The sequence below is a fragment of the Citrobacter sp. Cpa228 genome, from assembly GCF_030333085.1.
Taxonomy (GTDB): Bacteria; Pseudomonadota; Gammaproteobacteria; order Enterobacterales; family Enterobacteriaceae; genus Citrobacter; species Citrobacter pasteurii.
Map to the genome: position 1 here is coordinate 279,432 of NZ_JAOWGQ010000053.1, position 20,306 is coordinate 299,737.

21 protein-coding genes, 1 tRNA gene and 1 pseudogene are annotated in these 20,306 nt (G+C 44.6%); 20 read left to right on the top strand and 3 right to left on the bottom strand.

The window, feature by feature from the left end:
• The first annotated feature begins 9 nt into the window (after positions 1-9).
• The gene (gene mltC, locus OGX91_RS17415) at positions 10-1,095 is read left to right on the top strand and encodes a membrane-bound lytic murein transglycosylase MltC (RefSeq protein ID WP_049001609.1); all 1,086 of its coding nucleotides are present in this window, start codon (positions 10-12) and stop codon (positions 1,093-1,095) included.
• Positions 1,096-1,305: 210 nt separating this feature from the next.
• Positions 1,306-2,562: a nucleoside permease gene (locus tag OGX91_RS17420; RefSeq protein ID WP_005123262.1), complete on the top strand. Its 1,257-nt coding sequence runs from the start codon at positions 1,306-1,308 to the stop codon at positions 2,560-2,562.
• Between the two features lie 52 nt (positions 2,563-2,614).
• Here the strand turns inward: OGX91_RS17420 and OGX91_RS17425 are convergent, their stop codons facing one another.
• On the bottom strand, positions 2,615-4,750 hold the full coding sequence (locus tag OGX91_RS17425; protein WP_155021753.1) for an ornithine decarboxylase: 2,136 nt from the start codon (positions 4,748-4,750) through the stop codon (positions 2,615-2,617).
• 468 nt (positions 4,751-5,218) lie between these two features.
• On the opposite strand from OGX91_RS17425, the gene OGX91_RS17430 reads away from it, so the two are divergent.
• Together OGX91_RS17430 and OGX91_RS17435 are read left to right on the top strand one after the other, a co-directional pair.
• Positions 5,219-5,926, top strand: coding sequence for a DUF554 domain-containing protein (locus OGX91_RS17430; RefSeq protein WP_199947111.1), 708 nt, complete (start codon positions 5,219-5,221; stop codon positions 5,924-5,926).
• Between the two features lie 105 nt (positions 5,927-6,031).
• Positions 6,032-6,107 (top strand) — tRNA-Phe (locus tag OGX91_RS17435).
• A gap of 366 nt (positions 6,108-6,473) precedes the next feature.
• On the opposite strand, the pseudogene OGX91_RS17440 reads toward OGX91_RS17435, so the two are convergent.
• Positions 6,474-6,958, bottom strand: a pseudogene (locus tag OGX91_RS17440) (integrase core domain-containing protein); the annotation flags it as partial.
• A gap of 369 nt (positions 6,959-7,327) precedes the next feature.
• Between OGX91_RS17440 and OGX91_RS17445 the strand changes: the two are divergent.
• The 7 genes from OGX91_RS17445 (at position 7,328) to OGX91_RS17475 (ending at position 14,763) form a co-directional block, all read left to right on the top strand.
• A complete protein-coding gene (locus tag OGX91_RS17445) occupies positions 7,328-7,927 on the top strand; it encodes a hypothetical protein (RefSeq protein WP_110511923.1) in 600 nt (199 codons plus the stop codon).
• Positions 7,924-8,973: a DGQHR domain-containing protein gene (locus tag OGX91_RS17450; protein WP_110511922.1), complete on the top strand. Its 1,050-nt coding sequence runs from the start codon at positions 7,924-7,926 to the stop codon at positions 8,971-8,973. Before OGX91_RS17445 ends, OGX91_RS17450 begins: the two co-directional genes overlap by 4 nt.
• A gap of 858 nt (positions 8,974-9,831) precedes the next feature.
• Positions 9,832-10,191 carry a hypothetical protein gene (locus OGX91_RS17455; protein WP_199947112.1) on the top strand — a complete coding sequence of 120 codons (360 nt, stop codon included), beginning with the start codon at positions 9,832-9,834 and terminating at the stop codon, positions 10,189-10,191.
• The gene (locus OGX91_RS17460) at positions 10,188-10,730 is read left to right on the top strand and encodes an ABC-three component system protein (RefSeq protein WP_110511920.1); all 543 of its coding nucleotides are present in this window, start codon (positions 10,188-10,190) and stop codon (positions 10,728-10,730) included. Before OGX91_RS17455 ends, OGX91_RS17460 begins: the two co-directional genes overlap by 4 nt.
• Positions 10,724-11,206: an ABC-three component system middle component 5 gene (locus tag OGX91_RS17465; RefSeq protein WP_353622680.1), complete on the top strand. Its 483-nt coding sequence runs from the start codon at positions 10,724-10,726 to the stop codon at positions 11,204-11,206. Before OGX91_RS17460 ends, OGX91_RS17465 begins: the two co-directional genes overlap by 7 nt.
• 30 nt (positions 11,207-11,236) lie before the next feature.
• A complete protein-coding gene (locus tag OGX91_RS17470; RefSeq protein WP_199947114.1) occupies positions 11,237-13,129 on the top strand; it encodes an ATP-binding protein in 1,893 nt (630 codons plus the stop codon).
• A 449-nt stretch (positions 13,130-13,578) separates the two neighbouring features.
• Complete coding sequence (locus OGX91_RS17475) at positions 13,579-14,763, top strand: site-specific integrase (RefSeq protein ID WP_199947115.1); 1,185 nt, start codon at positions 13,579-13,581, stop codon at positions 14,761-14,763.
• A gap of 53 nt (positions 14,764-14,816) precedes the next feature.
• Here the strand turns inward: OGX91_RS17475 and OGX91_RS17480 are convergent, their stop codons facing one another.
• The gene (locus OGX91_RS17480; protein WP_115626280.1) at positions 14,817-15,167 is read right to left on the bottom strand and encodes a DUF4102 domain-containing protein; all 351 of its coding nucleotides are present in this window, start codon (positions 15,165-15,167) and stop codon (positions 14,817-14,819) included.
• Between the two features lie 540 nt (positions 15,168-15,707).
• Here OGX91_RS17480 and OGX91_RS17485 point away from each other — a divergent pair.
• From OGX91_RS17485 to OGX91_RS17520, 9 genes are all read left to right on the top strand, one after another.
• Positions 15,708-16,061 (top strand): hypothetical protein, encoded by a 354-nt coding sequence (locus tag OGX91_RS17485; RefSeq protein WP_199947116.1) that lies wholly within the window; start codon positions 15,708-15,710, stop codon positions 16,059-16,061.
• Positions 16,054-16,485, top strand: a complete 432-nt coding sequence (locus OGX91_RS17490; protein WP_199947117.1) for a hypothetical protein — start codon at positions 16,054-16,056, stop codon at positions 16,483-16,485. The genes OGX91_RS17485 and OGX91_RS17490 overlap by 8 nt, the downstream gene beginning before the upstream one ends.
• 48 nt (positions 16,486-16,533) lie before the next feature.
• Positions 16,534-16,962 (top strand): DUF2787 family protein, encoded by a 429-nt coding sequence (locus OGX91_RS17495; protein WP_199947118.1) that lies wholly within the window; start codon positions 16,534-16,536, stop codon positions 16,960-16,962.
• 58 nt (positions 16,963-17,020) lie between these two features.
• Positions 17,021-17,485: a lecithin retinol acyltransferase family protein gene (locus OGX91_RS17500; protein ID WP_199947119.1), complete on the top strand. Its 465-nt coding sequence runs from the start codon at positions 17,021-17,023 to the stop codon at positions 17,483-17,485.
• 59 nt (positions 17,486-17,544) lie between these two features.
• A complete protein-coding gene (locus OGX91_RS24100) occupies positions 17,545-17,703 on the top strand; it encodes a DeoR family transcriptional regulator (protein WP_353622681.1) in 159 nt (52 codons plus the stop codon).
• Between the two features lie 74 nt (positions 17,704-17,777).
• Positions 17,778-18,164 (top strand): hypothetical protein, encoded by a 387-nt coding sequence (locus tag OGX91_RS17505; protein ID WP_233614565.1) that lies wholly within the window; start codon positions 17,778-17,780, stop codon positions 18,162-18,164.
• Between the two features lie 133 nt (positions 18,165-18,297).
• Positions 18,298-19,047 carry a YaaW family protein gene (locus OGX91_RS17510; protein ID WP_286627006.1) on the top strand — a complete coding sequence of 250 codons (750 nt, stop codon included), beginning with the start codon at positions 18,298-18,300 and terminating at the stop codon, positions 19,045-19,047.
• A 103-nt stretch (positions 19,048-19,150) separates the two neighbouring features.
• Positions 19,151-19,864 (top strand): helix-turn-helix transcriptional regulator, encoded by a 714-nt coding sequence (locus OGX91_RS17515; RefSeq protein ID WP_199947122.1) that lies wholly within the window; start codon positions 19,151-19,153, stop codon positions 19,862-19,864.
• A gap of 58 nt (positions 19,865-19,922) precedes the next feature.
• Entirely contained in the window at positions 19,923-20,234 is a 312-nt protein-coding gene (locus OGX91_RS17520) for a hypothetical protein (RefSeq protein WP_199947123.1), read from the top strand.
• Positions 20,235-20,306: the final 72 nt, after the last annotated feature.

A 20,306-nucleotide genomic window follows, 5' to 3' on the forward strand; every position in this document is an offset into this window, starting at 1 on the left:
ACTCCCGGAATGATGAAAAAATTTCTCGCGCTTGCCGTTATTGCGCCGTTGCTCATCTCCTGTTCCAGTTCGACCAAAAAAGGCGATTCCTATAACGAAGCCTGGGTCAAGGATACCAACGGTTTTGATATTCTGATGGGGCAATTTGCCCATAACATTGAGAATCTGTGGGGGTTTAAGGAAGTGCTGATTGCGGGTCCGAAGGACTACGTAAAGTATACCGATCAGTATCAAACCCGCAGCCATATCAACTTTGATGACGGTACAATCACCGTCGAGACCATTGCCGGGACAGATCCCGCCGGGCACCTGCGTCGGGCGATTATCAAGACATTGCTGATGGGTGATGATCCGGGTTCTATCGACCTCTATTCCGATGTCGACGACATTAAGATTTCCAAAGAGCCGTTCCTGTACGGGCAGGTGGTCGATAATACTGGCCAGCCAATTCGTTGGGAGGGACGCGCCACCAATTTCGCTGACTATCTGCTGAAAACACGCCTGAAAAGCCGCAGCAACGGTATTCGCATCATCTATAGCGTGACCATCAACCTGGTACCGAACCACCTTGATAAGCGCGCGCATAAATACGTCGGCATGGTGCGTCAGGCTTCGCGTAAGTATGGCGTCGATGAGTCGCTGATTCTGGCCATCATGCAAACCGAATCCTCATTTAACCCGTATGCGGTCAGCCATGCCGATGCGCTGGGGTTGATGCAGGTGGTGCAACACAGCGCCGGGAAAGATGTGTTTCGTTCGCAGGGGCGCTCCGGCACGCCGAGCCGTAGCTTCCTGTTTGACCCGGCCAGCAACATTGATACCGGTACCGCTTATCTGGCAATGCTTAACAACGTCTATCTGGGCGGTATTGATAATCCAACCTCCCGTCGCTATGCGGTCATCACGGCATATAACGGCGGTGCGGGCAGCGTGCTGCGCGTTTTCTCGAACGATAAAATTCAGGCCGCGAATATTATCAACAGCATGACCCCGGGGGACGTTTATCAAACGCTGACTACCCGACATCCGTCTGCTGAATCACGCCGATACCTTTACAAGGTCAATTCCGCGCAAAAATCATATCGACGCCGCTAATATATCCCTCTTCTGTCCCGGTAAACGGGGCCCGGAAGAGGGCAAAGTGTTAACCCCGTCACTATTTTGCTTTGCAATTAGAAATTGTTTGCAAATATTTGTCACAGGTAACAAAAAAAGAGTGTCCCTCGTTGATAGAATCACATCATCAAGCCCCGGCAAATGTGCCTTTTAAAACATTCATCCGCATTACGGTGTGAGGAAATTAACATGAATCTTAAGCTGCAGCTGAAAGTGCTCTCGTTTCTGCAGTTCTGCTTATGGGGTAGTTGGCTCACTACCCTCGGCTCCTATATGTTTGTCACCCTAAAATTCGATGGTGCATCCATTGGCGCAGTGTATAGCTCGCTGGGGATCGCCGCCGTGTTTATGCCTACGCTGTTAGGGATTGTGGCCGACAAATGGATCAGTGCGAAATGGGTGTACGCCATTTGTCACCTGGTCGGCGCAGCAACACTGTTCGCCGCAGCCGAAGTCACCACCCCAGGCGCCATGTTCTTTGTGATCTTGCTTAACTCTTTGGCCTATATGCCAACGCTCGGGTTAATCAACACCATCTCTTACTATCGCCTGCAGTCAGCCGGGATGGATATTGTCACCGACTTCCCGCCAATCCGTATCTGGGGCACCATCGGCTTTATCATGGCGATGTGGGGCGTGAGCTTCTCCGGCTTCGAGCTGAGCCATATGCAGCTGTATATCGGTGCAACGCTGTCCGTTGTTTTGGCACTGTTCACGCTGACGCTGCCGCATATTCCGGTGGCTAACCAGCAGAAAAACCAGAGCTGGACATCCATGCTCGGTCTGGACGCCTTCGCGCTGTTTAAAAACAAGCGCATGGCGATTTTCTTTATCTTCTCAATGATGCTGGGCGCTGAGCTGCAGATTACCAATATGTTCGGTAATACCTTCCTGCACAGCTTCGATAACAACCCGCTGTTCTCCGGTAGCTTCATCGTTGAACACGCCTCGGTGATGATGTCGATCTCGCAGATTTCCGAGACGCTGTTTATCCTGACCATCCCGTTCTTCTTGAGCCGTTACGGTATTAAGAATGTGATGCTTATCAGTATTGTGGCGTGGATGTTGCGCTTCGGCCTGTTTGCCTACGGCGATCCAACGCCGTTCGGTACCGTGCTGCTGGTTCTGTCGATGATTGTTTACGGCTGCGCCTTCGACTTCTTCAACATCTCGGGCTCGGTGTTCGTGGAGAAAGAAGTTCGCCCTGAAATCCGCGCCAGCGCACAGGGTATGTTCCTGATGATGACCAACGGCTTCGGTTGTATTCTGGGTGGTCTGGTGAGCGGTAAAGTGGTTGAGTACTACACGCTGAACGGTATTACCGACTGGCAGACCGTGTGGCTGATCTTCGCTGGCTACTCGCTGGTACTGGCTTTTGCCTTCGTGGCGCTGTTTAAATACAAACACGTACGCGTTCCGACAGGCACGCACACTATCGCACACTAACGTTTACACAGAGAAAAGCGGGTTGCCAAAAGGTAACCCGCTTTTTTTGCGCTTACTTCACAACATATCCATACAGACGCTTAATACCGTCCGCATCAGTCTCACTGTAAACGCCCTGCAACTCCGGCGAAAAGCCCGGCAGCAGGTTTACGCCCTCTTCCAGCGCCAGGAAATAACGTTGCACCGCCCCGCCCCAGACTTCACCCGGTACCACGCACAGCACGCCCGGAGGATAAGGCAGCGCACCTTCTGCCGCAACGCGGCCAGCGGCATCACAGATCCGAACCAGCTCAACATCACCACGGATAAAGGCGCTGTTCGCATCCTGCGGGTTCATCGCCACGGCAGGCAAACTCTCCTGGCGGAACATCGCTTTTTGCAGATCCTTGACATCAAAGCTGACGTATAAATCGTGCATTTCCTGACACAGTTCACGCAGCGTGTAATCCCGGTAACGTACCGGATACTTGTTGAAGATGGAGGGCAACACGTCCGCCAGCGGCGTATCGTCCTCAATGTGCTGCTCAAACTGCGCCAGCATTGCCACCAGTTGCGCCAGTTTCTCGGTGCTTTCTGCCGGGGTCAGCAGGAACAAAATCGAGTTAAGGTCGCATTTCTCCGGAACAATGCCGTTTTCACGCAGGTAATGCGCCAGAATCGTCGCCGGAATACCAAACTCAGTATATTGCCCGGTTTGCGCATCAATGCCCGGAGTGGTTAACAACAGCTTGCAGGGATCAACGAAATACTGGTCGCGCGCGTAGCCGGAAAAACCATGCCATTTAGCACCCGGTTCAAAGCTAAAGAAGCGGCGCTCGCTGGCAATCACCGGCGTTGGATAGCTTTCCCACGGTTTGCCATCGACTACCGGGGGAATAAACGGCTGAATCATCTTACAGCGGGCAATAATCGCTTTACGGGCCTCGATCCCCAGCGCCACACACTCCGCCCATAGCCGACGACCGCTCTCGCCTTCATGGATTTTGGCGTTCACGTCCAGCGCCGCAAACAGCGGGTAAAACGGACTGGTGGAAGCATGCAGCATAAACGCATTGTTCAGACGCTTATGCGGGCAGAATCTCGCCTGCCCACGAATATGGTTATCCTTTTTGTGGATCTGCGAAGTTTGTGAGAATCCGGCCTGTTGTTTGTGTACCGACTGGGTGACAAAGATCCCCGGATCGTTAGCATTAAGATCCAGTAGCAGCGGTGACCCATCGGCCATCATCGGGATAAACTGTTCGTAGCCAACCCAGGCAGAATCAAACAGGATGTAATCGCACAGGCTACCGATCTTGTCGATCACCTGTCGGGCGTTGTAGATCGTCCCGTCATAGGTACCGAGCTGAATGATCGCCAGACGGAACGGACGCGGCTGGTCAGCCTTGTGCGGCGCAACTTCACGCAGTTGCTGGCGCAGATACGCCTCATCAAAGCAGTGCTCATCAATACCGCCAATAAAGCCAAACGGATTACGCGCCGCTTCCAGATAAACCGGCGTCGCGCCCGCCTGGATCAGCGCACCGTGATGGTTGGACTTATGGTTGTTGCGGTCAAACAACACCAGATCGCCACGCGTCAGCAGCGCATTGGTCACCACTTTATTCGCCGCAGAAGTCCCGTTCAGTACAAAGTAGGTTTTATCCGCGTGGAAAACTTTCGCAGCAAATTTCTGCGCATGTTTCGCTGATCCCTCATGAATCAGCAAATCGCCCAGCTTAACGTCAGCGTTGCACATATCCGCGCGAAACAGGTTCTCGCCAAAGAACTCGTAGAAATGTCGGCCCGCCGGATGCTTCTTAAAAAACTCACCGTGCTGGTGCCCCGGACAAGCAAACGTGCTGTTCCCCATTTCGACATACTGGGTGAGCGTGTCATAGAACGGCGGCAGCAACTCTTCCTCATACTGACAGGCAGCAGACTCCAGCTCCAGCCAGTCCTGAGCCTGACCGTGAATCACCGCATTAACGCCCGCAGGCACATCGACATCAGACTCTGCGAACAAAAACACCGGTATATGAAAACCGGTACGTTTCAGCAAGGCCAGGATCCCACTGCGGCTGCCCGCAACGGTAATGACGACTGCCGCGACGTCAGTAAAATCGGTGCTGTCCAGTGACACCACCTGACGATGGCTGGAAAGACGAGAAACCAGTTCACTACTGGCGGCAATTTTCATTGATTTCATAAGCGCAATAACCCGTTTCGGGAAAATCAAAAGTCCCGGACAAAGCCACATTGCTTTGCCCACGAAATGACAGGTCAAACTGGTTACCAGCCCCGACCGCCAGACATCAGTAAAAGCAGATAGCCTCTGATTTTACTGTTATCCTGCAGTGAGCGTGCGCTGCCCTCACCGCATGGTGAGAGCGTGAAGATAAGTTGCAGAAAGGGGCAAACGTCGCGCAAAAAGGCGATGTTGAAGGCGATGTAGGGGGAGTAATATCATCCCAGGCAACCCCATTCAGACAGGAGAAAATTCGCGCAATCATGGCACCTTTCACCTACAGGCGCAAGATAAAATCCTGTGCTTAAACCTCACAGATAAACAAACATTTCGTCTGAAAATAGCGGCATAATAATGCAATCTGAAACATAATTTCACCCAGACAATTGCCTTTAACATCAAGACGATAATAGGTATGCAGGAGCGAACGTGGTAATCGGACCCTTTATTAATGCCAGCGCCATTTTATTAGGTGGTGTTCTCGGCGCGCTGCTCAGTCAGCATTTACCCGAACGTATTCGGATCTCAATGACCTCAATATTCGGGTTGTGCTCGTTGGGGATTGGTATCTTGCTGGTTATCAAATGCGTTAACTTGCCGGTGATGGTGCTGGCGACGCTGGTCGGTGCATTAATTGGCGAGTTCTGCCATCTGGAAAAAGGAATCAATGCCGCGGTTGCCAAAGCGCAGCAGCTTTTCACCCAGTCAGACGCCAACGCTACGCACGAATCCTTTATTCAAAGCTATGTGGCGATCATCGTGCTGTTTTGCGCCAGCGGAACCGGGATCTTCGGGGCAATCCATGAAGGGATGACCGGCGACCCGAATATTTTAATCGCCAAGTCATTTCTGGATTTCTTCACCGCTATTATCTTCGCCTGCTCGCTAGGGATCGCCGTGTCTGCCATTTTTATACCGATGCTGGCAATTCAGTTGACGCTCGCCACCTGCGCGGCTCTGATTTTACCGCTGACAACCCCAGCCATGATGGCCGATTTCAGCGCGGTAGGCGGACTGCTGTTGCTGGCGACGGGTCTACGTATTTGCGGAATCAAAATGTTTGCGGTGGTGAATATGCTTCCCGCCCTGCTGCTGGCAATGCCGCTTTCCGCTGCGTGGATGGCATTTTTTGCCTGAGAATGCGTGCAATTGCAGCAATCTGGTGATAGATTGTGCAGTCTGCATTGATTTGAAGAAATTTCGTTGACGAAGCGAAGCGAATCGGGTTTAATGCGCCTCGTTGCCCGGATAGCTCAGTCGGTAGAGCAGGGGATTGAAAATCCCCGTGTCCTTGGTTCGATTCCGAGTCCGGGCACCACTATTCATAAAGCCTCGCTGCAAAGCGGGGCTTTTTCCTTTTCTGGCTACGGTAGATTTCTGGTCGTTGCAACAGGTTATTTGTTTGCTGGATTCTTCGTCGTTTTCTTAGTTGTTCTTTGCTTTTAAAAACATCCATATCCTCTAATATGCCTATCGTCTGTCTCCCAAATAGAGTCAGTTACGGTTTGCTCACTTCTGATTGTCCAAAATGAAGTTAAAGCTCGGGGAATATGTTGGATAGCTCCCCTTCTTCATAGGTAGAAAGATCTGACAACATTCGCCTACATTCGTAATATGGCGCTCATTTCCTGTCTGGCTGTAAGCACTCCTTTTTAGTTCCGTACATTTTTCCAGACACTCGGGGCTCAGCCATCCAGCACTCTGTGATTTCACATGCTTCATTCAGTGTCCTGAACAGGTAGAAATTCGGGATTTCTGTCCGGTATGTCCGGTTGGACCGTTCGATAAACGAATTCTGTGTTGGATTAACCAGCTTGATAAATTCCAGTATCACCCCATGCACTTCAGCCCATGGTGCCAGCGCCAGTAAGATCAGTTCTGGTCTGTTATCCGTTCGCATCTTCAGTCGATAGCCACGATCTGCTACAGCAACCGGACGACTCATTGTGTTGGGATATTCAGGCCGAATCTATCGCCATGGCTTCGCGGTTAAAATCATCCACCAAATTGAAGGTCCGTAAGCGTCTGCCACAAACCAGCGCATCGTGCATAAAATCTCTCGAGCAGATCTTGTTAAGTGCCTAAGGTATGGCCAGTGGTGCCAAGTTACGTACTGGAAGTACGCTGTTTTACCCTATGACAAAAATTCAGTTCTAGCAGGCAGTAAATTCAGTGAACGCGATGCAGGGATGCTTAACAAGCCCATCAGTCACATACTCATTTTCCCCTTTAAATTGCTAGAATTACCTGATTCCTTCGTATTTCATACCATCATTACGATGAATTATATACAGTAACACTACTGAGCTTATTGCCCAATTGAGCCTAAACGCCCGTTTTGAGCACTAAGAGTACATTAAAATCGAATATTTTGAGAACTTAGTTCACAAAGTATTTCTTAAATAGTATTATGATTATGTTGTAACAAAGGAACTTCATTTAAATATTGTAAGGATATCAAAAACATATCAACATATAATTTAATTATCACAAAGACATTAACTTAATTAAATCAAGGCATAATAAAATGGTATAAACATGGTGAAAAATAAAAACTTGGCAATCAAATTTCTTTCTTATCCTTTTGACGCGATAATGAAAAACAAATTGGAGTTTTTCATATGGGTTGTTTTTACGGTCATTTGCGGGCAAATGGGAATTATCGCAAACATAATAATCAGATATTATTCCCATGATGTTTCCATCGTTCAGTCGATAGGCATAGAAGGTTCATCAGGTAGTTTTTATACATTTTCCATAGCTCTTGTTGCGTCTGCATTAGGGCCAATGTTTACAAGTTTTTTTAGTATTAAACTTGAGTTCAAAACAATAAAGATAATATCTATAATTATTTTGATAATGTTACTTCTATTCTCTGGCATAATATATGCAGCCACTCAATCCAAGGATGCAACATTTCAGGTTTCAAAAGATATTTCATATGGATTCACTCAACCTATAATTTATTTCATATCAATGCTCTTAGTCGGCTATACTTTCGGAGTATTGAAATTAAATATGACATCTCATATAGAAATAGAAGATGAAAGTTATGCTGATACGGAAGATGCATCTGTTAATAAACAGACCACGGCGGTCAATGATGTGACTAACGATGGTAATGGAGTTGCAGTATGAAAGTAAAATACATTGAAGTAAACCAGCCAATCGGCACTTTCTACTTAACATCAATAAGGGCTATTGATTTACTTGATATCGTCAGGGTTGATCATCGTAGAGATTTTGAATTTGGTGTGCAAAGAGATAAATCATCATCCAGAGTTTCTGAAATAGCAAAATATACTGGAGAACCTGATGCAACCTTTCCTACACCAATTATTATTTCTGTTGATGAGTCATCTAATGTCAAAATGGATGACACCTACTTCTATTTTGAAAATGAGGTTGTCATAGGAGATGTTATAGATGGACAGCACAGATTATGGGGAATTAAAAATTCATCAAATGCAAAATTATTTGATTTACCTGTAGTGTTGATGTTCAATCTGACAAATGAAGAAAAGGCATATGTTTTTTCAATAATCAATAGTAAACAAACTCGTGTAAATCCATCTATTGTATACGATTTATTTGCCTTGGCCGAGCGAAGAAGTCCTCAAAAAACATGTCATGAAATTGCTAGAGGAATGAACAGTAATCCCGACTCGCCGTTTCATAATAGATTAAAGATGCTAGGTAAAAAAGAAAAAGATCAAGATAATGCTTCGCTCTCTCAAAGCACCTTTATTAAGTATTTAATACAGCATATTTCTAAAAAACCCGATGATGATGCAAGAAGATTAAAAATGGGTGAAGAGCTAGAGGCTAATAATAACTGCGTATTAAGAAATTACTTTATTGAAGAGAATGACATTGTTATACAAAAAATTATGTTGAATTTTTTCAGCGCAATTAGAGATGTTTATGTAAATGAGTGGGAAAACCCACAAGAATTTAGTCTTAGTAAGTTAACAGGTTATGCGGCACTAATGAAGGCTTTCCCATATCTTTATGAAAAAGGGTTGTCTAAGAAAAAGTTAGACTACGAATTTATGCTGGACGAGATTAAAAGAATGAAAATTCACCTTGATATGAGAAAAGTGAAATTCGAGTCTGGTCAGTTCGGAACAAGTGAAGCAGAAATTAATAAATTAGCAAAGCTAATTATCGAGGCGTTTCGATAATTAGAATCGATGTTTTTTCTTTTGCTATTTAATCCTTAAACCACCTCTCATAGAGGTGGTAATTATTCCTCAACGAGGTAAGTTGAATAATGTCCGTTCTGAAATATTTATTACCACATACTACCAATAAAAAAGGATGAATGATATGGATTGTCTTTACTAATTAACCATTATTAGTATTCATTGCAATTGGATTAAGGGATTAGTTCTGTATATTTCTTTTCTATTTAATTATCACAAATATCATCTTTTTATATAAATCCGATAACCCAGTTAATTTCATTTAATTAATGCTAAAAAGCTTTCCTCCACTGCCTGAGTTGAGGTATTAGCCATAAAAAACCTCGCTCTTAAATGGAATATTATGAATAGATAGCTTTCAAATAATATGTTTTATGGGAAATTTTCTTCTCTCATTAATATATAGGCCTTTAAAGCGATACAGGCGTGGGAATGCAATGAAATTTCCCCAATGATTTTTACTTACTGGGACATTCTAGAGCACTGACGAGGGGTTCCCGTCAGTCTCCTGTTCAGAATATAGTTAATTTTTCTTAATTTTCATATGATTACCTACTCCTACCCCAAGTTTGAACGAGGAGATTTTTTACATTAATCAAGATCAGTTACACCAGACTCAATCAGTAAGTAAAACCTTGGCAGAATCTTAGTAGCAGTATTTCAAACTATTCAATAGAATACTGCGATCTATAGCCTAGCATCAAAAAAAGCCAAGAAAAACTAACACATTGAAAAGAAGGACAAAAACCTTCCCTTACTGTACATTTTTTGATAGATTTTAACCATTCGCAATGATAAATTATCAGTACATTCAATGTACTAAGCTTAGAGGGTTCAATGAGCGACTTTTGGAGTAAATCTATTAAAATAGTTGGTCTTCCCGGCCTTGTGCTTTATCTATTATATCTTCTAATCAACAACATTTTTGATGAAAAATTAACTACCGTGTTAGGAGTAGACAGAGTCTATGCTTTAATTTTGATTATTCTTTTACTACTATCTGTTTTCTTTATATATTCAACGTACAAGACAACAACACCGAAAATAAATAAAGATACAGATGGCTCTGAGCAGAAAAAAACTCCGGCTGAAATGTGTAAGTCTGATCTACCATCATCAACAGCGACCTATGAAAAAAAACAAACTGTTGAGTACCATGATAATGCCCAACACAATGGAGATAATAACTTCTCATGAGCATCTCCAATGTGCGATATCAGGATGAAGCATCGCATTTCGGTGATAATAACTTTTATCCTTTATCGAATTTAGAATCTACGATTGACCAAATTAAAAAATCTTGTTTAGGGCAAGATGAGTTAATATCAATCATGGAAGACTTAGCTGAATATCTCTATGATTATCCAGGAAGAGAAATTATAGGCCTGGAAGAAAAACTTCTTCGCGGGAATAGGTCTGATTTAGCTGAAAGAGCCACTAGGCTGAAAAACAGATTTGCAAGAAGAGTTGCTAAGGAACAAATGTCTCTGGTTGAGCAAACAGTATACATTCAAGTTCTTTCAGCGATTTGTTCTAGCTGGCATCAATGCATATTTCCAGAAATAATAAGTGGTAAAAATAAAGTTGAAATTGATCGACTTGTTTATACAGAAATCATCCAACCCGTCCACAAAGCTATTGTTCGTTACGATAATTTAGTTACTACTGAACTAGTATCAGGAATGCTTTATTTTCTAACTGGTTTGTGCCATGTATCATGGGAGGCTAAGTGTTAATATATCATCCCGTATTTGATGCAAATCATTGTGTTTTCAGAACACTACTTTTGCTAGAAGAACAGAACTATTGTGAAATCGACATTGAACTTTTCAGACTCATGGATTTTTATGTGCTGTTCCCAAGCCTTTTAAAATCTATAAAACCTTTTCCTAATCAGCTAAGGAAATATAAAAAATCCATACAATTAATCAAGGAACCTTATGAGGATATAAAAAACCCCAACCGTATATTCTTAGAGCTAAGAAGAATTCAGTCAATTGCATTCCATCATTTATTATCAAAACAATTGATTGACATGAAAAGTTTTGATATCGGGAAAATAAAAAGAACAAAAAACGATCTACCAGACTCGCTATTAGTATCGATGGAACAGGTTGAATATAAAAAAACCGAATGGTTTACTCTGATATCAAGTGAACTAAAAAAGATTGAATTTTATGGTGTAAATGGCCTCAAAAAAGGACAGGACTAATGGAATATAGATACGATGAGGTAATTAAAAATGATTAAACCTCATTTACTGGTAGAAAGATTTGCAGTATCACGGAATGATGTTTTCGTTTATGACCAGGCATTCCATAAAGGCGTAAACATTATTAGAGGTTGGAATGGTACGGGTAAATCAACAGTTGTTGATTTACTATCCTATGCCTTAGGCTCAGTTATAACTGATTGGACTGAGCACCAATCTTATTGTGATAACGTCTATGCACAGGTTTTACTTAATGGTATCAGAGTAACTCTTAAAAGGGATATTATTGAAAATGGTCTTTCAAAAATGTATATACATGAAGGAACAATTGATACAGCTGTTAAATTAGGATCTCAGTGGACTGGTTATCCTTATAGAAGAAGCGATACACTACATAGCTTCTCCCAGCAACTATTTGAATTATTATCTCTTCCAAGACATAAAACTGATGATGACCGTAATCTAACACTTCATCAGATCATGCGTCTTATGTACGTTGATCAACTATCGGCAACAACTAAGTTGCTAAAAGAAGAAAAAGCATTTGATAATCCTAATTTGAGAAGGGCTATTGGAGAGTATCTTCTTGGAATCGATGACCTGGAGGCTCATAACTTAAGACAAGAGTTATTATCAGAGACTAAGCTTTTCGAGAAATATAACTCAGAGGCAAATTCAATATTTAAAATAATTGGTGGTGATGATGTCAAAATTAGCGAGCATTCCTTAAACGAAAGAATCAACAATTACTCAAAGGAACTTGATGCGCTAAATGAAAAAATGGAGAAACTGCTTTCTAGCGAGAATAGCAACCTAAATAAAGAAGAGCAAAGCATTCTATCAAAACTCCAAAGCAAAAACCTAGAATTAGTAGCACTAAAAACTAAACTTGAAGAAGACTCATTATCTTTATCAAGAGAAATTAACGATACTAAACTATTCTTAGTATCACTTGAGTCAAGGAAGGATGCTTTACTTAATTCAAAAGCTGTAAATTCCACGGTTGGTAGCATCGAGTTCAAATATTGTCCTTCTTGTTTAGGCCATATTGAAGTAAGTAATGACATTGAATGTTGTGGTTTATGTAAAAATACATACAGTAAAAACTCTTCAAATGATGCCTATGTAAAACAATTGAATAACCTTAACTTTCAAATAAAAGAAAGTAGTCAAGTCATTGTAAGCCTTGAATCTGAATTAGCAAAGTTAAAGACTTCACTGGAAAATACAAACTTAAGGATCAGTGAAACAATAAGAAGCCTTAGAACCTTCTCTGTTATACCTTCAGAAAAAGAAAGCATGATCATTGAAATTGGAAAAAGCATCGGTTTCATTGAAAGCGCCATTATTTCACTGGAAGAAAACAGAGGCGGCATTGCAAAAATTAACGCTTTGCTGCTAGAAAAGCAACGGGCTCAAAAAAGAATATTAGATATCAGGGAAAAACTTTCCGCACTCGATGAATCTCAAGCAGAAAGACACTTCTCCGTTTATTCTGATATTGAGAAAATCACTAAAAGATTACTTATCTCCGATGATGGTAACGAACCGGCATTTGACAATCCTGGAGACGTCATTATCGACTTCGCCCGCGATAAAATGTATTTGGATGGAATGAGTAAATTCTCTGCTAGTTCTATGGTAATCTTTAAAAATAGTATAAGGCTAGCTATTTTCTTACATTGTGTCGATGATAAGGAATCTCGTTTTCCTAACTTCATGATTATGGACAATATTGAAGACAAGGGAATGGTCGACGCACGAAGCCATAATTTTCAGCATATAATCATAAATGAATGTCAGAATCTTCGCGATGAATATCAATTAATATTCACAACTTCAATGATTTCACCTGATCTTAATAACACAGACCTTTGTGTTGGCCCTTACTATCCAAAAGGAGATCACACTTTAAAATTCTAAATAATTATCCCCCTTCGAAAACCTTCGCTTAGAGCGGAGGTTTTTTATTTACAAGAGCATATCACCGCCTCTTTCCAACTTAACATATGATATGACGCCATCCTTACTAACCTGCACAATTTAAAAAAAACAACATGATATAATATTATAAACTGCACATATACGCTAGATTCATAAATTCATATAATGAATGCTAATTGCCTTAAAGAAATAACCAGAAAATCAAGAATATATTATTTTCAGGCCCCTATCCACAGTTGTATTTCTCTCTCTCGAACCAAAAGTCGAACGTAACCCTCTTTATTCTTCTTATATCCACAATTCCTTAACCTGTGACTACATCATCACCAGACTTGTGGTGTAGATAGAGCAGGTTGCTGCTAACAGTAAATATACTGTGCGGGATTGGGTCAATCCTGACGTTCTTTACACCAGTAACAGGAGGTAATATGTCCAGCCCGAAACGCTTCCGTTTTACTAATCAGCTCATTAAATCCCTGCCCCCTAACACATCAGATTCACGCAGCACCGATGCCGAATACAGCGATACCGAAATTTCTGGCCTGAAGTGTCTGGTCAGCAAAGGGGAAGGACGTAAAAAATTTTTGCTACGCTACCTCTATCATGGGCGAAAACGCGCCATAGCTATTGGTCACTGGCCTGAGGTGGACGTCACCTTAGCCCGTAAGATTTCCATGGAGCATAAACGCTCACTTGCCACCGGAACTGACCCTAAGCAGGAACGTGAAAACAAGAGACAAGAAATGACATTCGATGAGCTCTTTAACCAGCATTATCTGGTATGGGCAAAATCTGCTAAACGTAGCTGGGGAAAGGATTTCCAGCGCTACCGGGATCATATCCGTCCCGCCTTAGGTCTAATGCTACTGAGTGATATCACACCAGCCAGGATTCTCCGCCTCCAGCAGACGTTAAGCACTTCACTGTCAGCAGCCACCTGTAATCGCATCATCGTACTAATTAAAGCGGTGTTTACCTGGGCCGGACGACAAAGCATTACCTCTGTTCATCCGGCAAGGGTGGTACAGCTTCTCAGGGAAAACAACGCCCGGCAGCGCTATTTCACCGAGGATGAGATTCGTCGTATTTTCCTCTCCGCCGATAACGATACCAGCCCCGTCGCTGCCCGCTATGTCAAACTGCTGCTACTGACTGGCCTTCGTCGTGATGAGCTGCGTCTGGCAAAATGGGAGCACGTTGACCCCATCAAACGCACCTTATGGCTTCCGGAAACAAAGAATGGTTATGGCCGTGTTGTTCACCTTAACTCACTGGCTATGGACGTTATCAGAGCGCTGCCTACGCAACGGGGGAATCTGTGGTTGTTTATCGGTAAAAAACCGGGAATGCCGCTGAATAATCCGGTTAAAGCCTTTCAGCGTATCGTGCGTCGGGCGGGGATTTTCGACAAAGAAGTGTGTATTCATACCTGTCGCCATTCGGTTGCCGCGCTCATCGTGTCCTACGGCGGTACACTGTATGACGTTCAGGCTCAGTTAGGACATCGCAGTAGTCAGTCATCACAGCGATATGCGCATCTTCATCCTCAGCGTTTACAGAATACCAGTCAGCTTCTGGCTGAGCGAATCACGGCTCAGTTACCTTCCTTGTGATAACAGAAAAGCAGAGGCAAATGCCCCTGCTTTTTTTACTGTTCAGTCTTCAATCAAAATGGGAGATCGGCATAAGTAGCTTCATCCTCATTGCTGCTGGCAATATATCGGGCTTTATTACGAGCCTGAGCGATTGATAGTGTTGGAAATTCGCCAAGATAATCATAACGAACGTTACCTTTAAAAATATAGCTGGCAAAGAAACGAATCTTTTCATTTCGGTTAATCATTGCCTTTAATTCAGGAAACTCACCATCGGTCACTTCCCGACAGGTACCATAGAAATCGCATTGAGCCTGCGTCATATTAAGACCATAAGGCGTAAATGGTAGGCGAATAGTTTCACAGCCTGTAATAGCACCTGGGAAGGTGTAAATTTCATTTAATTCATAGAATTCAGTCATGGGGTTCCCCTTCTGTTAATTTAATCAGAAATAAAATATATTCAAAATAAATACATTAGCTACATATGGATAATGTTTTAAACGCTAAGGCCAATGGTATTGGCAGAAATGCTGAAACGCAAATCACCGGCTCTGACATTTTAGGGAGAAAAACACGCGTTAAAGAGGACTGTTTGCCCCCTTAATCTTCTGAAAGTACCACTCCCCCACTTTCAGGCCTGAACGTCGTTTCTACCCATAAATAATATCGACTACGGGGTGTTGATTGTTTTTTGAACTATTTAAAACGTTTTGTAATCGAGAAAATAAGTAAGAAAATCAATAGCAATTATGCACAAGCTTTTTCTCATTTTCAGTTAAAACAGCACATGATAATTTTTTATGAAATGCTGACAATCAAATAAAAATAAGGATTTGATGCCAACCAACCACTAAATTTAAACCCATAAACACCAGGAAAATAATAACACACGAAAAATGTAACTGAGACTCATTCAAAAACATATTATCAATATGAATCAATTGTTTATGGAGATAATCATGTTTAAACTTACGACCCCCAACAGTCTTCCCCTTCTCAACCTGCCTACCTCCGCGCTGGAAGCTCTCAGCAATGAAATCCTTGGACCTGTCGATGATATCAACCTGTTTACCGCCTTCTGGAACGAAACGGGAACCCTGCTCTGGCATCTCAACCACGATGACACGCTACCCGAAGATCCGCTGCTGGCAGTAGTACTAGCTAATCCTGAATACGTCACCGCACTTGATGATGGCTGGTATCTCCTGCTCGGTATCGTCTGCGATAACGGTCAGGGTATCTATCTGGTGTTCCCGGAAACGACCGTTATCACACAGCTACAGAATCTGATTAAGGCGCTGAACCATGAGTAAGAAAAAAGTCGCTACCGAAGCCGCTGTCACCGAAAGCTATACCGTGTTCTACAGGGGGGAAGCCGAGAAAATCAGCCTCCATAGTAAGGGGCTGCTGGCGTATGAGCTGGGTAAAGAGGATGCAACCGGAAGCCTTGCCCTGCGCCTAATCGCCAATGGCGAAGGGGGCCTGTTCTCCCGCGAATGGATAACGCTTGATGCGATTCACGTCATTCTGGAACAGCAGCAGAACAGCTTCCCGTCGCGTGTGTTTCGACCGCTGTTTGGTCAGGGCAGCACCAACAACGCCGGGTTTCTTGCCGCTGTACTCAGAAGCCCGGATATCTGCCTTATCGAAGCGGACAGCAGCAGACTCTTTATGCACCGTTGTTATGCCGACTGGCAGCATCGTATGACACAGCTTACTGCGCTCAGCCAGGACTAACCCCCCACTTTTTCTGTGTTCCGTTAACCAAAAATCAGGAAATTCACTATGTCATCACCCGCAATATTGCAGGGCGGCTATGTGCTGCCTCTCTCCCGGTCATTCACCCAAATGCTTCTGGATATCGTCGCGCAAAAACCGCCTCATCGTCACCCCATCACCCGATTAACCATTAACTTTCGTGACCCTGAATACTCACCGGAAACGGGTGGCTGGCATCCGGTCGAAATACGCCTCATCCCTGCCGGAGAAGACTGGCAGCTCGATTACGTCACCGATTTTCACTATGCAGGGCATCCATGGCCTGAGCTTGAAAAAGATGTCGATGTGAGCTGGACACAACAATATACGTGGCTTTCCCGCTGTGGCGATATCTCTCATGTCGACGCCCGTGAGTTCTGGTCGCTATGGGAAAGTAACTTTATGGCTTACCACGATATGGGGGTTTTCACGGTCCGTACGTTGTGGGAAAGCTGAGTATTCTCTGCGCTGCCCCCGTATCCCCCCTCTCCCCCGTAGAAAGGAACTGAATGTTATGTACCGGCTTCTGCTGCTTAACTTCGTGGATTCATTTATCGATAACTGCATTCTGTCCTGCGTCGATGAACCAGCTTACGGCGGTATCGTGCAGTGCGAACTGCTTTTTGGCCTTGCCGCACACAGCGGTATCTATGTGGGTAACGGTGACATAATTCATCTTGATGGCGACGGCATCGTTATCAGAAGTCAGGCCAGCGAATTTCTTGACCGGCTCGATGGCTGGAACTCCGCTATCTCGGTGTATACCGACTGTATGGATTTAACTCCGCAGGGTTGTGCTCAGGCCGCTGAAAGGGCAATGGCGGCGGTGGGTCAGCGCTATCCCTACAGCCTGCTGGACTTTAACTGCCACCGGTTTACTGCCCGCTGCGTTACCGGCAATTCATGCCCTGATATCTGGCTTGCCAGGCACCTCGATACATTTCAGAAAGGGGACCGATGGCGCGTATGGCAACGATGAAAGTTTATCGTCGCAGGAAACACGCTACTGGACAGGGAGAACGGCTTATCCGGCTGACCATGGCCCTGTTTTACGGTCAGACAATATCTGTTCGCTACATTATCCGACAGTTTGACGTGTCTCCCCGTACGGCAAGACGGGACCTCACCCATCTGGCCTTTGTGCTGGAATCCGCTGGCCCTCACCTCTGGCGACTCTCTTCTTCTCTAAAACCATGACTTTTTTCTCTGCCGGACATCTCCTGACCACCCCGTATGGCAGGCTGTCTTCGCTTTTCAATCTATAAGGGAACATGATGAAAATTTTTAAACTACTAACCGCTACCATTCTGCTTTCCGCCTTCAGCCACAGTGCGCTTGCCGACGAGCAGGCCGACGCTCAGATGATTACCAATTCGACCTTCTGCGCGATGTACTCCACCCGCCTGACCCAGGCCAGCGACGGTGGACTTCAGGTAAAAGGCGTTAATCTCAATGCCCGCTTCAACGGACCGGTATTCAACCGGGTACTTCAGGTGATGAACAAAACCTATGGCAGAACCTGGCTCGAATCAAATGCCCGTAACGGCAGCATGACCGCCATGCAGCTTTCGCAGTCGGAGTTGCTCTACAACCCGGAATATGCCCGGCAGTGCGATGCCTTCGCGGATAAAGTGGAAAAGGAATGGCGCAAAAAGTAACCGGTTCGCGAAATCCGGTGAGCAGAAACCTGCTTTCGGGCAGGTTTTTTTACTTTTTTCTTTTTCAGGCGGGCACGCCCTGTCCGGGGACGTCCTTAAACTGTCAGGTCCAATGTCCGCTATGAGGTGAAATATGGCTACCTACCGACACGACCCTGACCTTGAGTTTCTGCGCCACTGCCATCGTGACGATCTGGATTTACTGGTTTCTGTGCTTATCTCCGATCCGAAAGACGGGCTGGCACGCATCACGGAAACGCTGACTTACGATCCTCAGTATAAAAAACACAAACCCAACCATCCACGCTACTGGGATGCCATTGCCGCCGAGGTTCAGACGTTTGGGGCGAACAGCTTTGCCACGCTGCTCCGCTGGGGTAAAGGGGTGCTGTACCGGGAAATTCTCACCGATGCCTGCGATAAAATGAAGGTGAATTACAACAACAAATCCAGCGTCGAGACGATTGAAATGAATCTGCTGATGAAGATTCTGGAGAAAAGCCTTGAGAAGATGACGCCCGACCAGCTAAAGACTGTGGCGGAAGAATTGCAGACAGGCTACAGCAATCCCACACCGGAGCTGCTGACCATGGCAATACAGGCGGGGATAAAAACATCCGGGTTTGCGGCCTATCAGATGGCACTTGTTGTAACGAATGGCGTGGCGAAAGCCTTGTTAGGCAGAGGGCTGACCGTTGCAGGAAATGCCATGCTAACACGCACCATGGGCGCTTTTGCCGGTCCCGTAGGCTGGGTGCTCAGTTCTCTCTGGCTGTTGATAGATTTAGCCGGTCCGGCATACCGGGTGACGTTACCATCCTGCATTTTTATTGCCTACATGCGCCAGAAGCATCTTTATTCACCTGAGAATACTGACGTTTAGCACTTACATTTCAGGTTTTCAGGCTTTAAAAAAACTTCAGAGGGCGGACAAATCCTGTCCGCTACTGCTGGCATCATTTCCCGGCAAAATTCGGGAACGATGTATGACGCTGATAACACAAGAAAACGAACATGACACACTGGCAACCCGCCTTTCCATCATCCTGAGTCGTTTATTTCAGGGAGAAAAGCTGCATATCGGGACGCTGGCAGAAGAATTCGGGGTGACAACGCGAACGCTGCGGCGGGATTTCAATGTCCGCCTCACGTATCTTGATATTGAACAGGCAAACGGCGTGTATCAGCTCGCCTCTCATTACTTTCGTCGCCGCACGGAACGGGATATGAAGATACTGGCGAGGTTGCTGCATCTTGACCGTCTGTTACCCGCGATGGATGCCAAACTACTGAGCCTTCTGCTTGACGGGGAGTACCCTTCACCCTTCAGGATTATGCTACCGGAGCCGCGTCAGAAACCCACACTGTTCGGTGATTTCAGCAGATTGACGCTCGCTATAATTAACCAGACGCAGGTGCGTATCAGAACCGACGAAAACGTCAGCCATACCGTTCATCCCTATCGCCTGCTTTGCAGCCATGCAGAGTGGTATCTTGCCGGATGTGCTTTATCGGGCGTGTTCGTTCTCTCCCTGTCCCGAATCAGGCTGGTTGAGGTATTACCGGATACAACGTTTGAAATCGATAACGCGCTCATTTCGCTGATTGAACAGTCTGATTTTATGGAAGCATTACCCCACATGAACATTATTCATCAGATAATACATTACGGGAGCAAAAAGATGAATAATCGCAATTAAAATCACAACATATTATTAGTGATGATTAAATCACATTAACATGAAAAGTGAGTAAGTTATGATTATCGTAAAAGAATATGCACTTGTTGATACAACAGCAAGACTTAACACTGACCTGATATATTATGAAAGTGAAATAAACAAGGCTGCCAGCGTAACGTTTGGCAATGACCTGACTGACATAACCGTATATCAGTTCAGTTTCATCATCAGTATCAGGACTGACGGTGAAAAGATAAAGCACGGTCTCCTTGTTAACTTCGGTAAAAACATAGCCAAGCAGGTTTCATCTCTTTGTGAATCCGCAATGCGATTCTACCCGAATGAAAAACATAAACCGAGTCGTCAGCTTTTCAGATGTATAAACTAATTTACGCTCAGACTGTACCCCACCTCTTTAAATTAAAACTGGCCAGCTAAAATGACATGCGAGATTTATGAT